15 protein-coding genes are annotated in these 15,130 nt (G+C 63.0%); 9 read left to right on the plus strand and 6 right to left on the minus strand.

Translation table 11 applies throughout. The annotated features are described in order from the left end of the window. Positions 1 to 40: 40 nt before the first annotated feature. The 5 genes from LRQ04_RS01025 to LRQ04_RS01045 all read right to left on the minus strand — a co-directional run bounded on the left by LRQ04_RS01025 (position 41) and on the right by LRQ04_RS01045 (position 3,846). Positions 41 to 451 (minus strand): ankyrin repeat domain-containing protein, encoded by a 411-nt coding sequence (locus tag LRQ04_RS01025; RefSeq protein ID WP_235517148.1) that lies wholly within the window; start codon positions 449 to 451, stop codon positions 41 to 43. Continuing rightward, positions 448 to 1,533, minus strand: a complete 1,086-nt coding sequence (locus tag LRQ04_RS01030; protein ID WP_235517149.1) for a folate-binding protein YgfZ — start codon at positions 1,531 to 1,533, stop codon at positions 448 to 450. The genes LRQ04_RS01025 and LRQ04_RS01030 overlap by 4 nt, the downstream gene beginning before the upstream one ends. Before the next feature lie 22 nt (positions 1,534 to 1,555). Then, positions 1,556 to 2,278 carry a flavodoxin family protein gene (locus LRQ04_RS01035; protein WP_235517150.1) on the minus strand — a complete coding sequence of 241 codons (723 nt, stop codon included), beginning with the start codon at positions 2,276 to 2,278 and terminating at the stop codon, positions 1,556 to 1,558. 67 nt (positions 2,279 to 2,345) lie between these two features. After that, complete coding sequence (locus tag LRQ04_RS01040) at positions 2,346 to 2,945, minus strand: FABP family protein (protein WP_235517151.1); 600 nt, start codon at positions 2,943 to 2,945, stop codon at positions 2,346 to 2,348. Between the two features lie 166 nt (positions 2,946 to 3,111). Next, positions 3,112 to 3,846 carry a permease gene (locus LRQ04_RS01045; protein ID WP_235517152.1) on the minus strand — a complete coding sequence of 245 codons (735 nt, stop codon included), beginning with the start codon at positions 3,844 to 3,846 and terminating at the stop codon, positions 3,112 to 3,114. Between the two features lie 261 nt (positions 3,847 to 4,107). Between LRQ04_RS01045 and LRQ04_RS01050 the strand changes: the two genes are divergently transcribed. The 9 genes from LRQ04_RS01050 (at position 4,108) to asd (ending at position 13,947) form a co-directional block, all read left to right on the plus strand. Further along, a complete protein-coding gene (locus LRQ04_RS01050; protein WP_090817688.1) occupies positions 4,108 to 4,806 on the plus strand; it encodes a response regulator transcription factor in 699 nt (232 codons plus the stop codon). Between the two features lie 236 nt (positions 4,807 to 5,042). Further along, on the plus strand, positions 5,043 to 6,014 hold the full coding sequence (gene mshD / locus LRQ04_RS01055; protein ID WP_235517153.1) for a mycothiol synthase: 972 nt from the start codon (positions 5,043 to 5,045) through the stop codon (positions 6,012 to 6,014). A gap of 90 nt (positions 6,015 to 6,104) precedes the next feature. Beyond that, on the plus strand, positions 6,105 to 8,354 hold the full coding sequence (locus LRQ04_RS01060) for an RNA degradosome polyphosphate kinase (protein WP_235517154.1): 2,250 nt from the start codon (positions 6,105 to 6,107) through the stop codon (positions 8,352 to 8,354). Positions 8,355 to 8,362: 8 nt separating this feature from the next. Next, positions 8,363 to 9,331: an NUDIX hydrolase gene (locus LRQ04_RS01065; RefSeq protein WP_235518600.1), complete on the plus strand. Its 969-nt coding sequence runs from the start codon at positions 8,363 to 8,365 to the stop codon at positions 9,329 to 9,331. A gap of 71 nt (positions 9,332 to 9,402) precedes the next feature. Next, complete coding sequence (locus LRQ04_RS01070) at positions 9,403 to 11,055, plus strand: hypothetical protein (RefSeq protein WP_235517155.1); 1,653 nt, start codon at positions 9,403 to 9,405, stop codon at positions 11,053 to 11,055. After that, entirely contained in the window at positions 11,052 to 11,855 is an 804-nt protein-coding gene (locus LRQ04_RS01075; protein WP_235517156.1) for a thymidylate synthase, read from the plus strand. The genes LRQ04_RS01070 and LRQ04_RS01075 overlap by 4 nt, the downstream gene beginning before the upstream one ends. Then, positions 11,852 to 12,451: a dihydrofolate reductase gene (locus LRQ04_RS01080; RefSeq protein ID WP_235517157.1), complete on the plus strand. Its 600-nt coding sequence runs from the start codon at positions 11,852 to 11,854 to the stop codon at positions 12,449 to 12,451. Before LRQ04_RS01075 ends, LRQ04_RS01080 begins: the two co-directional genes overlap by 4 nt. A gap of 10 nt (positions 12,452 to 12,461) precedes the next feature. Then, on the plus strand, positions 12,462 to 12,683 hold the full coding sequence (locus LRQ04_RS01085; protein ID WP_235517158.1) for an NF038396 family protein: 222 nt from the start codon (positions 12,462 to 12,464) through the stop codon (positions 12,681 to 12,683). Positions 12,684 to 12,804: 121 nt separating this feature from the next. Continuing rightward, positions 12,805 to 13,947 (plus strand): aspartate-semialdehyde dehydrogenase, encoded by a 1,143-nt coding sequence (gene asd / locus LRQ04_RS01090; protein WP_235517159.1) that lies wholly within the window; start codon positions 12,805 to 12,807, stop codon positions 13,945 to 13,947. Positions 13,948 to 13,969: 22 nt separating this feature from the next. Here asd and LRQ04_RS01095 read toward each other — a convergent pair whose 3' ends face one another. Beyond that, positions 13,970 to 14,653, minus strand: coding sequence for an endonuclease domain-containing protein (locus LRQ04_RS01095; protein ID WP_235517160.1), 684 nt, complete (start codon positions 14,651 to 14,653; stop codon positions 13,970 to 13,972). Positions 14,654 to 15,130: the final 477 nt, after the last annotated feature.

Raw genomic sequence — 15,130 nt, forward strand, 5'->3', positions numbered from 1 at the left:
GGCCCGGCCGCCATGGCGACCGGGCCGTTCTAGTGGTGGTTCAGCCCAGGAGTGCCAGAATCTCCGCCCGGGCAAACATCGCGGCAGCCTCGCGGGCGGTGGGCCGACCGGCGTCGGGGTCCGCACCCGCATCCAGCAGGACCCGTGCGACGCTGGTGTAGCCCTTGAAAACAGCGCCGGCAAGTGGGGTCTGGCCGCGGTCGTTGGCCGCATTGACGTCAGCGCCGTGATGGAGGATCAGCTGCACGGCCTCGTCGTGGCCGTGGTAGGCGGCCAGCATTAAGAGGGAATCCCCTGCGGCATTGGTCAGGTTCGCCGGAGCACCGGCATCCAAGTAGCCCCTCAGTAAGTCCGTGTTTCCTTCACGGGCAGCATCGAACAGAGCGTGGGCGAGTGCCAAGGCGTCGTCGTCTGCGCCGCCCTCGGTACCGGCGTTGGTGGGTTGGCTCATCGGTGGGGTCCCTTCAGGAATCCGGTCTGGCGCCCGACGACCTGGCCGGCGTCGGGGGCGACGATCACTTCCTGGGCAGCGGTGTAAGACTCGTCACCGTCCATCACTGTCAGGGCTTCTTCAGCCGACACTGACCGCTTGATGACAGCCAAGGCCACTGGCCCCATTTCGAAGTGCTGCGCCACAGATGTCAGGGTACCCACCTTGCGTTCCCCGGCAAATACGACACTGCCGACTGCCGGCAACGTGTGCTGCGAACCGTCCAACTGCAGGAACACGAGGCGCCGCGGCGGGTGCCCCAGGTTATGGACCCGCGCGATGGTCTCCTGGCCCTTGTAGCAGCCCTTGTTCAAATGGACGGAGGTGCGGAGGAGATCCAATTCGTGGGGAATGGTCTTCTCGTCAGTCTCAGCGCCAAGCCTCGGCCGCCACGCAGCAACACGGAGGGCATCCGCGGCCATCGCGCCCGCCAACGGCAGACCATCCACGGCGTGTTCCAGCTCAGCGGACGGCACCAGGTACTCGAACCAGGGCCGCTCGAGGCCCGGGTGGGACTCCTCCGGGACGATGCTGTAGGCATAGCCGCCCGGGCTGACATGCGGCCACGGATCTTCCCACACCAGGCTCGACGACAACTGCTCTACGGGCTTGGTAGCACCCACCACCGCCCACTGCTCAGAGACGTCATCGATGTCGACACGGAGCATGAACTTCATCTTGTTCAGCCACTCGGCCAAGGGACCTGCTTCTGCCGCCTCGACGATCAGCCAAGTGGTCGCGCCGTCGTCAATGACCCGGGCATCAAATTCAATGCGGCCTTGGACACTGAGGAGCAGCAACTCGCTTGAGACGCCGGCCTGCAGATTGGTGAGCTGCTGCGACGACAGCGTGTTGAGCCAGCTGAGCCGGTCCGGGCCGGACACAGTCACCACCCCGCGATGCGAGAGATCGACGACGGCGGTTCCGGTCGCCAGGGCGCGCTGCTCCCGCAGGGGTTCACCGTAATGCGCTGCGACACCGGCGTCGAGGCCGGTATCTTCGACCGCGCCAGGGCGCGACAACAGGGGGCTCTTGTAAGTCATATGTAGTAGAAGTCCTTGCGGCTTAGCGGTATTCCGGATTCTCGAAATCAAAACGGGTGCCGGCTTTCCACTCCGCCGGAAGGTTGCCGTACGCGGGGATCCCGCCGGCATCCCGAAGGATCTTGGCCATGTGCAGGAGGTTCCACGTCATGAACGTGGTGTTCCTGTTGGTGAAATCACTCTCGGGGCCACCCGATCCTTCGTCCAGGTAGCTGGGGCCCGGACCCACGGGACCGATCCACCCGGCGTCGGCCTGGGGCGGGATCGTGAAGCCGACGTGCTGGAGGCTGTACAGCACGTTCATGGCGCAGTGCTTGATACCGTCTTCGTTGCCAGTGATGAGGCAACCGCCGACTTTCGGGTAGAACGCCCACTGGCCCTTGCTGTTCAACTCGCCGGAATGGGCATACAGGCGTTCGATCAGCTTCTTGGTCTGCGATGAATTGTCACCCAGCCAAATAGGACCGGCAACCACCACAATGTCGGCATCCCGCACTGCGGGGTAGAGCTCGGGCCATTCGTCCGTCGCCCAACCATGTTCCCGCATGTCCGGGTAGACGCCGCTGGCGATGTCGTGGTCCACCGTGCGGATGAGGGTGGTGGAAACGCCCTGCTTTTCCATGATGGCGCGGCTGATGCTGATCAGGCCATCGGTATTGCTCAACTGCGGCGAAGGCTTAAGGGTGCCATTGAAGAAGACGGCCTTCAGGCCCTCGTAGCCCTGGGGCTTGAGGTTGGTGTTCACTATCTGCTCCTTTTGCTGGTTGCTGGGCGGAACGTACAGTGAGACCTCTTGTCAGGAAGACCTCTTGTCAGGAAACCCTGTTGAGGAAAGCCGAGGCGTGCGCTTCGAGGGCCTTGCCACTGGCAGCAACATCCCAGCGCCATAGCAGGTTGCCATCAACCAGGCCAAAGATCCGGGTAGCTGCGGTGTACTCCTTGGAATGGCTCCCGCGCATCACCATGTCGGTGCTGAGCTGGATCTGGGGCCCCTTGATCTGGCCATAGTAGAGCTCGGTGATGCCACCGGGATGAGCAATCGACACCGAGATGTCGAAGCCGCCGTCGTCGTTCCGGCGCTCCTCCACCTCGTCCGCGGTCTTGAGCACAGGAACGATGTCGGCCGGAATCAGTCCCGGGCCGCCGTCGCCCTCTTCAAGCTTTCGCTCCAAGGCCCAGAAACCCGTCTCAACCGTCAACGGGCGCAGCTTTGCGCCGGCGTCGTCACTGAGCCAGGTTTCGGCCCTGTACTGCAAGTACGGAAGGCCGTTGTGGGTGAAGGAGACATGCTGGACGAAGTGCTCGGAATCCTCGTCTCCACTGCCTAGCCGTCCACGGCCTTCCCACTCACCAATGAGCCAGGAAAGGGGGACGAGTTCAGGCGTCAGGTCAGTTGGGATCTCAATAGGCACAGCGGCAACCTTGCTGGGACTGCAGGACCAAAGGTCCTACTTCTGTCCCTGGAACAGACGGTATACGACATAGCCGGCAAACCATGCCATCGCGACACTTGCCAGGCCGAGGAGAACGAGGAAGAAGATTTCATATGCGAGAACAGACATGATGCCATCCTAACCGTTAGTAGATGAGAAGTTTGTCGATGAAGTAAGCCAAGGCGCCCACGGCCCATACGGGTGCGACACCCATGCCAATCGCGGCAGCAAGATTAAGCCGGCCGCGCCGCAACGTGGTCATCCGCCGGAAGCTGACCAGCACCGATCCGACGACGACACCCACCAGCGCTGCGGGAAGCACTGCGATGTCCGAGAAGACAAGGCCGGCCAACGGACCCATCAGGGCCGCCATGACCACGCCGAGCGGGGCCACGATACGGTCAGGCCAACGGATGATTCCCACCAGCAGGGCAACCGCAGCGCTCAGCCCTGCCACGAGGACCATTTCCTTGACCCCGTTGAAACGGGCACCGGCAATCCAGCCTGCGCCGAGGCAGTTCAGGAGGACGCCGGCGCAGCAGCCAAGGGTCGACTCGAGGCGTTGGGCCTGGCCCGTGCCCCGGACAAGCTGGACAACGAAAACTGCCATGACGCCCAAAGCCACGAAAGCGGGCGTGCCATCAAGGAAACCCGGTGCCGGCATGTAAGCCGCGGCCACAGCCGACCCCACACCCGAAAGCCCAATGACGGCAGCCAGGGTCTTCTTGGCCGGAACTGCCAGGAAATGCGGCCACCCGATGCCCACGGCTGCAGAGGCCACGATGCCCACGCCCACCATGGCTTCCCGGGAAACGAAGGTGCTGGCCACGATGGCTGCGAGCGCCACGAGTCCGAATACCCCGATGCTCCAAGACTTCACTGTGTGCCGACCTCAATCCGATGCGCCTTACGACCTCTCGACAATCCTGCCTTAACCCAGGCCAATATGTCGTAATTCCGCCCCCTGCCCGTCACGAATCCCTGTCTGGCCGGGCCCAGGTGGGTATACTCAGACTTCAACGGCGCACAGTGTATGCCTTGATCCCGTTACAACGGGAAGAGGCGGCCTGCGTGCTGTGACCGACCGGTGAGACTCCGGTTTCGACGCCCGATGATGCGCGTAAAGCCCATTGGAGGAACTATGTCGCACATCCTGCTCCTAACGAACAGCACCGGCTCTTCGGTGGACATTCTGCCTGCCTTGGAACTGTTGAACCACCGTGTGCACATCCTCCCGGCGGAACCCACAGCCTTGCTGGAAACCGATCCCACGGACATCGTCTTCCTGGATGCCCGTAAAGACCTGGTGGGTGCCCGCTCCCTGACCCAGTTGCTGAAGGCCACCGGCCTCAGCGCACCCCTGATGCTGATCCTCACCGAAGGCGGCATGGCTGCCGTCTCGTCTGCGTGGGCTGTTGATGACATCGTGCTGGACTCCGCGGGACCGGCCGAGGTCGAGGCCCGCATCCGCCTGGCCATGGCTCGGGCCGTCACCGGCGAAGAGGAAACCCAGACAGAGATCCGGGCGGCCGGCGTCGTTATTGATGAGGCGAGCTACACAGCGCGCGTCAACGGCCAACCGCTCAACCTGACCTTCAAGGAGTTCGAACTCCTTAAGTACCTGGCACAGCACCCAGGGCGCGTGTTTACCCGCCAACAGCTGCTGACCGAAGTGTGGGGCTACGACTACTACGGGGGCACCCGGACTGTGGACGTCCACATCCGGCGCCTTCGCGCCAAGTTGGGCGTGGACCACGAAAACCTGATCAGCACCGTCCGCAACGTCGGCTACCGGCTGACGTTGGTTCGCCTTCCCGACGACGAACTCTCCGAAGCCTGAGCACGTTTTGATGCGGACCTGATACAGAAAAGGCCGGAATCCCTGCGGATTCCAGCCTTTTCCTTGCTCTGTTGTGGAGGACATACGGGTCGAACGTATCGAGGCCACCCCACTGGTGGATCCCCCTCGCGTTCACTGCTGCGGGCTACCGCAAAGCCGAACGAGATATAGAGACTATCCCTGTTTAGCGGTTACTTCAAATCCCGCTGTTTGCCCGTGGCGTATAGCCTTGCATCATGAGTCACGCGCATCCGGAGAACTGGCCCGTCTTGATCGTCAACGGCGCGTTGGACGCCGAACTCCTCAAGGACTTCACCACCCTTGCTGCTGCGGCGGAGGAATCCGATGGGAATCCTCCGCTCTCGGAGCAGACCCTGGTGATGTTGCGCGGCGCCGACTCGGGTGAATCTTCCGTTCTGTCGTTCGCCATCTATGCCCCTGACGAGGATTCAGATCCGGCGACCGGAGAAGATCTGGCGGGGATCGCCGTCGTGGTTGAAGACCCCGACGGCAGCGGCGTGCTGGAGCTGGCGGTCCACCCGAGCTACCGCAACCAAGGGGTGGCGGGCCGGCTGCTGGCCGCGCTCCAGGAAAAGCGGAGCCTGGACGGCATCAGCGCCTGGTCCCACGGAAACCATGAAGCCGCTGCCGGGCTTGCCACCCGTTTCGGTTATCGGCCGGTGCGTGAGCTGTGGAAAATGCGGCTCATGTCTTCTGCTTCTGCACTGCCCGACGCCGGCCTTCCGGACGGGGTCTCGCTGCGCGCCTTCGTCCCGGGCCAGGATGAGCAGGCATGGCTCGACGCCAACCGGGCGGCGTTCTCACACCACCCCGAGCAAGGTTCGATGACTCTGGCGGACCTTGAGGCCCGCAAGTCCGAGGACTGGTTCGACCCCCAAGGCTTCCTGTTGGCCGCCAATGACGACGGTGAACTGCTGGGCTTCCACTGGACCAAGGTCCATCCGCGGCAGGGTCCGCACCCGGCCATCGGCGAGGTGTATGTGGTGGGGGTGACCCCGGCAGCCCAAGGCATGGGCCTCGGCAAGGCCCTTACCGTGGCCGGAATCACCTATCTCCAGGGGAAGGGCCTGCACGCTGTGATGCTTTACGTGGACGCCGACAATGAGGCTGCGGTAGCCCTGTATCAGAAGCTTGGCTTCGTTCGATGGGACACCGATGTCATGTACGGTCCGGTCGCCAAGGATTAACCTGGTGCGAATGCCGGGACATCTTGGATTCGGGCACCCGAATTGCTTGTAATGTGGGAGGAAACCCTGTCCTGAGCTTAGGAGAAACCCATGCAGCCGGACCCCGTCGGCACCGCCGGATCCACCTCGAAGGGCGCTACGTTGCCTCCGCGCTTCGGATCATCGGAGGTCCCGGCCTCGCGTGCCACACAAGACCGCATCGATATTCCTGAGTTCGCACCAAGCCTGGAGCCTGAAGGGGACATCTCCCCGGACCGTTTCCTTGATCGCGAGCTGAGCTGGCTGGCGTTCAACTCCCGCGTCCTGGAACTTGCCGAAGATCCGGACCTTTACTTGCTGGAACGCGTCAATTTCCTCTCCATTTTTGCCTCCAACCTTGACGAGTTCTTCATGGTTCGCGTGGCTGGCCTCAAACGGCGTATCGCTACCGGGCTTGCCGTCCCGTCCCCCGCCGGGCTGAGCCCCATCGAGGTACTGGAGCAGATCGGCGAGGAGGCCCACAAGCTGCAGGAACGCCACGCGCGGGTCTTCGCTGAACAAATCCGCCCCGCCTTGGCCTACGAGCACATCCACATCATGCACTGGGATGAACTTGATGAGGATGCCCGCCACCGCATCAGCGCCATGTTCCAGGAGAAGGTCTTCCCCATCCTGACCCCGCTGGCCGTGGACCCCGCCCACCCGTTCCCCTACATCTCCGGGCTCTCCCTGAACCTTGCTGTCATTGTCAGTAACCCGGTCAGCGAGAAGGAACTCTTTGCCCGTGTCAAGGTTCCGGACCAGCTCCCCCGGCTGATCTCCGTGGACGGTCCGCGTGCCGGCGCCATCCCCGGACGCGTGGCCCGGTTCATCGCCCTCGAAGAAGTTATTGCCGTGCACCTGGACAAGCTCTTCCCCGGCATGGAAGTCCTGGAGCACCACACTTTCCGCGTCACCCGCAACGAGGACCTCGAAGTTGAAGAGGACGACGCCGAGAACCTCCTCCAGGCCCTGGAGAAGGAACTGCTGCGCCGGCGTTTCGGTCCTCCCGTGCGCCTGGAAGTCACCACGGACATCAACCCGAACATCAAGGCACTGCTCATCCGTGAACTCGGCGTCGAGGAGTCCGAGGTCTACTCCGTGCCGGCACCCTTGGACCTGCGTGGGCTGTCAGCGATCAGCGGCATCGATCGCGCCGACCTCCACTACCCCAAGCACGTGCCACACACGTCGCGGTACCTGAACGAATCGGAAACGTCCAAGGCAGCCAACGTCTTTGCCGCGATGCGCCGCAGGGACATCCTGCTGCACCACCCGTACGACTCGTTCTCCACCTCGGTCCAGGCCTTTCTGGAGCAGGCTGCGGCGGACCCCAAGGTGCAGGCCATCAAGCAGACCCTGTACCGGACGTCCGGCGACTCCCCCATCGTGGACGCCCTGATCGATGCCGCAGAGGCAGGCAAGCAGGCCCTGGCCCTGGTTGAGATCAAGGCCCGCTTTGACGAGCAAGCCAACATTTCCTGGGCACGGAAGCTGGAACAGGCAGGCGTGCACGTGGTCTACGGCATCGTCGGACTGAAGACGCACTGCAAGTTGTCGCTGGTAGTCCGCCAGGAGGTGGACGGCCTGCGCCGTTACTGCCACATCGGAACGGGCAACTACCACCCGCGCACCGCCCGGTACTACGAGGACCTGGGGCTGCTCACCGCCAACGAACAGGTCGGCGAAGACCTGTCCAAGCTGTTCAACCAGCTCTCCGGCTACGCGCCCAAGTCAACGTTCAAAAGGCTGCTGGTGGCGCCCCGCTCGGTGCGTGCCGGGTTGGTGGAACGGATTGAAACCGAAATCCGCAATGCTCGTGCAGGTATCCCCGGCCTGGTGCAGATCAAGGTCAACTCGATGGTGGACGAAGCGATCATCGATGCCCTGTACCGCGCCTCGCAGGCTGGCGTGAAGGTCGACGTCGTCGTCCGCGGTATCTGCTCGTTGCGTCCCGGGGTTCCGGGACTCAGCGAGAACATCACCGTCCGCTCCATCCTTGGCCGGTTCCTGGAACACTCCCGCGTATTCGCTTTCGGGAACGGTGGCGAGCCCGTGGTGTACATCGGTTCGGCCGACATGATGCACCGCAACCTGGACCGTCGTGTGGAGGCCCTGGTGCAGTTGGCAAGCAAGGAAGACATTACGACGGTCATGGACCTGATGCGACGCTACGTTGACGACGGAACAGCGAGCTGGCACCTGGACAACCAAGGCCACTGGACGCGTCATCACCTGGACGCCGACGGCAAACCGCTGTTGGATATGCAGTCATGGCTCCTGGAATCGCGTTCCCGGCAGCGAGCATCGGCACGGCGGTAGAGAAGCAGTTGAACAGCGATACCCCCGTGGCCGATCAAACAGATCACCCTGGCGAGTCGGTGGCCGTTGTTGCGGCCGGAGGCATCCCCTGGCGGCTCAACAAGGGTGCCCTTGAGGTGCTCCTGATCCACCGGCCGCGCTACGACGATTGGTCCTGGCCCAAAGGAAAGCTCGACGCCGGCGAAACGGTTCCCGAATGCGCCGCACGCGAAGTCTGGGAAGAGATCGGGCTTCAGGCCACCCTGGGCATCCCGCTCCCACCCATCCACTACCACGTGGCTGCCGGGCTGAAGGTGGTCCGGTACTGGGCCATCAAGGTCAATGGTGCGCAGCTGCGCCCTGATGGGAAAGAGGTGGACAGCGTCATGTGGTGCACCCCGGACCGGGCCGCCACATTCCTGAGCAACCCGAGCGACGTGGAGCCACTGGAATACCTTCAAAAGGCGCACGTCCGTGGCGAGCTGGACACGTGGCCTTTGATCCTGATCCGCCACGCCAAGGCAAAGCCCCGGTCCTCATGGACCAAGGCCGAAGGTGACCGGCCGCTGGCGGCAACCGGCCAGCGCCAGGCTGTGGCCGTCCAGCGCCTCCTTGGCGTGTGGAAGCCCCAGCGTGTCGTCACCAGCCCGTGGGTGCGGTGCGTCGCCACCATCGCACCCTACGCCAAAGCCAGTGGGGCCAAGGTGAAGCTGGTGGAAGCCCTCACGGAACACCACCATCAGCGCTCCCCCAAAAAGACTGCGGCCGCTGTTGAGTCGTTGTTCGACAAACAGGTGCCCATAGCTGTGTGCACGCACAGACCCGCACTGCCTACGGCTTTGAAGCAATTGGGACAGCACATGCCTTCGGCTTTGCGGGCAGTCCTGCCAAGCGCGGACCCGTACCTGGCCCCCGGCGAGGTCATCGTGTGCCAGGTAGCGCGGGGGGCCGAACGGAAGATCGTCTCCGTGGAGCAGGTCAAACCCTTCGACGACTGACGTATGACTTGACCCCCGACTCATTGTGACGAATCGTAGGAACTTCGTTTCAAGGACTTGGGGGTCTTGTTGTGGTTGCAGTGCTGGGACCGGGTATCGGGGCTGTCGTGGTGTACCTGTTCCTTCGGATGCTGGTGTGGTCAAAGCCCGATGCCCGGTCCTTGGCCTCGCATGGGCTCTGGGTGGGAATCATCGGCTGGATGGCCAGCTCGCTCCAAGGGGCCATGAACGCCGGGATCCTGCCCGGAAACACGACCGTGCCGGCTGCTCAAGCAACTCCTGAACAGATCGGCACCGCCCTGGCATGGCCCATCCTCGCCTGCCTCGCCATCCATGCCCTGGGCCAGTCCAGCTATCCAGCGGCCAAGGGGCAACGCAGGTTTACCGAACGCCCGGGCTGGGAGTTCCTCCCCCGACGGCTCGCTTGGACCACCACATCGATATTCGCCTTCACGGCCGTGGTCTTAGCGTGGGTTGCCACCCTTCCCGGACACACCCCGGTGGCCCCTTCAGCTACCCCGCCACAGTCCCAGGACGTCGACACCGGATACTACGGTCAAGGACAGGACGGCAGGATTCCGGGCTGGGAGCTGGCCGCGTGGCTCGGAGGCGCGCTGCTGGTTCTCGCCGCCGGCACCCTGCTGTTGCTGTGGTTGATCGGGCGCCGCCGCCAGCTGGAAGCGCTCGACGCCGACGACGACCGAACACTCCGTGGCATCGCAGCCAACCGCCTCCTGCGCACGGTGGCAACCATTGCGGCCGGCCTTGCCACCATTGCCGGGAATTTCGCGGCACAACCAGAAACCGGATCCGCGTGGCAATCGTCCTGGTTCAATGCCCTGGGCGTGGTCAATATGGCGGTACTGCTGGTGATGTTGTTGTGGCCGGTTCCCCGCTTGCCTTCGCTCTGCACTGCAGGGCAGTCCACCAGCGTATGGGCCATCCGTGCTCACCCTGGAACTCACGGAGCAGCCCGGCTAACCATCAGCATCGGCGTTGCGCTCGGCATGCTTGGAAGGCTGGCGGCCGCCGTGGGTTTCGTTGCAATGTACGCGCTGACCCAACCCCAAAATTCGTGGGTGGCACCCCTTGCGCTGGGGCTGGTGGCGGCATTCCTCCTGGCAACCATTTGGGGAGGAGACATTCTCATCGGACGAAATTACGGAACCCTGGAGGCACCCGTCAGGTGGCCGTTACGACCAGTATCCCGCGGGCTGTCGTATTTCGCGTTGGCCAGTGCGCTGCTGTTCGTTGCGTCCCTCACCTTCGTCGTGGCCATCCACGCCGGGCAACCATTCGCTGCGGCGACATGGCCGGCTGCCGTAACCGGGACCTTGCTGGTCGCTGCGGCAGGTGCCGTTGCTATCCTTGCTGCCCGCCGACGTCGTGGTGTTCCCGAAGACGACGGCGACACTGGCTTGGACGCCGCCCTGAGGGCAATCTCCATGTACCGCATCATCAGGACGTTGAGCGCCTACTGCCTCGGGCAATCGGCCCTTCTCCTCATGACTTCAGGCGATGCCTGGTACCGGCTGTTCGTGCCCGCCACGGGGATCTATCCGCTCGCGCCAAGCCCCGCGGTTACCCTCGGAATGGTGCTGGCAGCGATCGCCGTCATTACCGCTGTGACCCCTGTTAGGGGACTTATCCAGGCTATTCCCCGCCCTCGACATGCCACCTCCGTGATGGCCAACCCGCCCCGGCAAAGTAAGCTGGACCCGTGAGTATCCCCACCCCCTATGAAGACCTTCTACGCGACGTCATGGCCAACGGCACGCACAAGTCGGACCGCACCGGAACCGGGACGCGCAGCGTCTTCGGCCGTCAGTTGAGGTTCGATCTTGCCGAAAGCTTCCCCCTCATCACCACCAAACGGGTTCACTTCAAGTCCGTGGCAGTGGAGCTTCTGTGGTTCCTCCGCGGCGACTCGAACGTGAAGTGGATGCAGGACCAGGGCGTCTCCATCTGGGACGAATGGGCGGATCAGGACGGCGAGCTCGGGCCGGTATACGGAGTCCAGTGGCGCAGCTGGCCCACTCCTGACGGTGGACATATCGACCAGATATCCGAGGTCATGAAGGGCCTGGCCAGCAACCCGGATTCACGACGACACATTGTGTCCGCGTGGAACGTGTCCGAGCTCAAGGACATGGCCTTGCCACCATGCCATGCGTTCTTCCAGTTCTACGTGGCAGACGGCAAATTGTCCTGCCAGTTGTACCAGCGTTCGGCGGACACTTTCCTGGGCGTCCCCTTCAACATTGCCTCGTACGCCCTGCTGACGCTCATGGTCGCGCAGCAGTTGGGCCTCGAACCCGGTGAGTTCGTGTGGACGGGTGGGGACGTCCATGTCTACGACAACCACGTGGAGCAGGTTGCCGAGCAGCTCAGCCGCGAACCGTACGAATACCCGCAGCTGAAGATCCTCCGCAAACCTGACACGATCTTCGACTACACCCTGGACGACTTCGAGGTTGTGGACTACCGCCACCACCCCACCATCAAGGCGCCGATCGCCGTATGAGCACGCCTTCCGCCGACGTTCCCGCGCAACTCCCCGGCGTCATCTTTACCCAGGAGACGGCTGCCGCCCTGACCGGGATCGGAATGATCTGGGCCCAAACCAAGGCTGGCGTGATCGGCAAGGACGGCAGCATGCCGTGGCACTTGCCGGAAGATTTGAAGCACTTCAGCCAACTCACCACCGGTCACCCCGTCATCATGGGACGCAAGACCTGGGAGTCATTCCCCGCGAAGTACCGCCCCTTGCCAGGGCGCACCAACATCGTAGTGACCCGGAACGCTGAATGGGCCTCCACGCCAGAAGCAGAAGGTGCACTGGTGGTTTCCTCGCTTGACGAGGCCCTCCTGGAATCCCAGTTCGCGCCCGGCGGCCAGAAGGTGTGGATTATCGGCGGCGCAGAGATTTTCGAGCAGTCCATGAACCTCGCCAACCTTGCAGTGGTCACCATCATCGATGCCGACTTCGACGGCGACACTTTCGCGCCTGAACTCGGTGATGATTGGACTTTTGACACCATGGCGCCGGCCGAGGGCTGGCTCACCGCCAAAAATGGTACAAACTACCGGTTCACATCGTGGCGCCGGAACGAACGCTAGGAACGACTGCATGCTGAAGAAACCCGAAACCCTGTTCGTGCTGGGCTACATGCTGCTGCCGCTCTTTGCCCTGATCTCCGCCATCGTGGGCCTGACGATGATCCTGGGCGGAAACAAGATCGTGGGCATCATCATCCTGGTGATCGTGACCCAGGTATTCACGTTTGGCTCATTCTTCGCCGTCCGGGCACGCAAAGCTGCTCTGGTTCAGGAGCATGAAGCCGGCAACTAGCTTTCCAGCCGGAAGCGGGCGTGGAGGTTGGAACGGCCGCCTGGCCGGGTGTCGTCGTCGTGCGTCCCGCCCGTGACGTAACCAACAGCGGCAGTCCGCTCCGAAAGTTTAGACTTGGTGAATGACTACAGCAGCTAATCCGTCCGTTGGACTGGTCGGTTGGCGTGGCATGGTCGGCTCCGTCCTGATGCAGCGCATGCAGGAAGAGAACGACTTCGCCAACATCAACCCGGTATTTTTCTCCACCTCGAATGCAGGAGGTGCCGCCCCGTCCTTCGCTGAGGGGGCAGGCAAGCTCGAGGATGCGTTCGATATTGAGACGCTGGCCAAGCTGCCTATTATTGTCACCGCCCAAGGTGGCGACTACACCAAGCAGGTTCATGGTGAACTCCGCAGCCGTGGCTGGGACGGCCTCTGGATCGACGCTGCTTCCACCCTGCGCATGAACGACGACTCCATCATCGTGCTGGACCCCATCAACCGCGACGTCATAGACGCAGGCCTTTCCGGCGGGGTGAAGGATTTCATCGGCGGAAACTGTACGGTCTCCTGCATGCTGATGGGCCTCGGCGGCCTCTTCAAGAACAACCTCGTGGAGTGGGGTACGTCCATGACGTACCAGGCCGCTTCCGGTGGCGGTGCCCGCCACATGCGTGAGCTCCTGAACCAGTTCGGCACCCTCAACAACGAGGTCAGCAGTGAACTGGAAGATCCCGCCTCCGCCATCCTGGAGATCGACCACAAGGTCCTCGCGGCACAGCGCACCGGCGTTGACGCCACCCAGTTCGGCGTCCCGTTGGCTGGCTCCCTGATTCCCTGGATCGATGCCGACCTCGGCAACGGCCAATCCAAGGAAGAGTGGAAAGCCGGCGTAGAAACCAACAAGATCCTCGGCACCGGAAACGGTACCGCCGGCAAGGACCACATCGCCATGGACGGTCTCTGTGTCCGCATTGGTGCCATGCGCTCCCACTCGCAGGCACTGACGCTCAAGTTGCGTGAGGACCTGTCCGTCACCGAGATTGAAAACCTTCTGGCCAAGGACAACGAGTGGGCCAAGGTTGTTCCCAATACCAAGGAAGCCTCCATGGCGGACCTGACCCCGGTGGCTGCGTCCGGCACGCTGGACATCCCCGTGGGCCGTATCCGCAAGCTCGAAATGGGCCCGGAATACATCAGCGCCTTCACCGTGGGCGACCAGCTCCTGTGGGGTGCAGCCGAGCCGCTCCGCCGTATGCTCAACATCGCGACGGGCAAGCTCTAGTACCCGCCCGCCCCGAACGTCGCTAACCCGCTGTTCTGTTGCTGCCCAGCAACGGAACAGCGGGTTTTCGACTTCCTGCCTTGGCCAAGGCGGTTTTGAGCAGACGCTCAACCTCCCAGGGCCTGCTGAGGTCTCCCCACTCGATCCTGATGACGTTCCAGCCCATTGCCATAAGGGCTTTCTCCCGCCGCCGCTCCTGGAATATGACGTCCTCAGTTGGTGCGTAGTCGAAGTACTTGGCTCGACCATCGAACTCAAGGATGAGCTTGTGGTCCCTCCAGCCGAAGTCTCCCCTGTAGGTTCCGGTGGGCGTCGTGACCTCTACCTGAAGGTCTGCGCCAACGATGCCGAGCCGGTCCAGAAGCGCACGTGTGCGCGTCTCCCCTACCGATTCGGACCTCCCATCCATGGCGTCCAGGATCCGCCACAAGCGTCGGGCACCCCGCGTGATCGCTCCGGTGCTGAGGTAATTCCGCATAACCTGCGGATCAGCACCCTTTCGAAGAGCTTGGTCCGCGATGACCAGAGCCCGCTCAAAGTCCAAGGTCCGTGCACAGTCCACCACGGTGCGCTCAAGGCTGGTGATCGGGATGGGCCTTTGCCAGGGGGCCAGCACCTCGACGATCTCAGTACCCGACAGCGGACCTCCGTGGGCCACAACATCGTCACCAGAGCTCCCCTGGGACGGGGAAAACGGTGTGGTCACGTGCACCTGGGCCCCACTGTCCCAAGGCGAGCATCCGTGCAAGCGGGCGGCACTGGCATGACTGTAGACACTGGTTGTCCGCGCACCACGATGATGCGCCTCTATCCGCAGCAGGTCCTGTTCCCATGGCTTTCGCCGATGCCAATCCTGGGCCCTGACGTAGGCACCACGCCTAAGCCTGATCAGTTTCCCGGAGCGGACGCCAGTTGTGAGCACCCGATCACTAAAGCCGAGTCCGGACAAGTCTGCTGTTGTCGCTACCGGGGTGCCGGGCCAGAAGCGGGAGATGTGGTGGTCAAGTTTCTTTGTTTGCATCTGTCCATCGTCCGGGCGCGCGGACATAGCCCACCATGGGTCAGTTCCCGTATGTGGACAACCCCGACCAGCTCATCGGAGTCGGGGTGCCAGGGAGTGCGCCGGCATCCCGCTGCGTCGGCAAAGCCGTCGCCAACCCGCTCCAACGTCGCTGGCCAACAA

The sequence above is a fragment of the Paenarthrobacter sp. AR 02 genome, assembly GCF_021538675.1.
Taxonomy (GTDB): Bacteria; Actinomycetota; Actinomycetes; order Actinomycetales; family Micrococcaceae; genus Arthrobacter.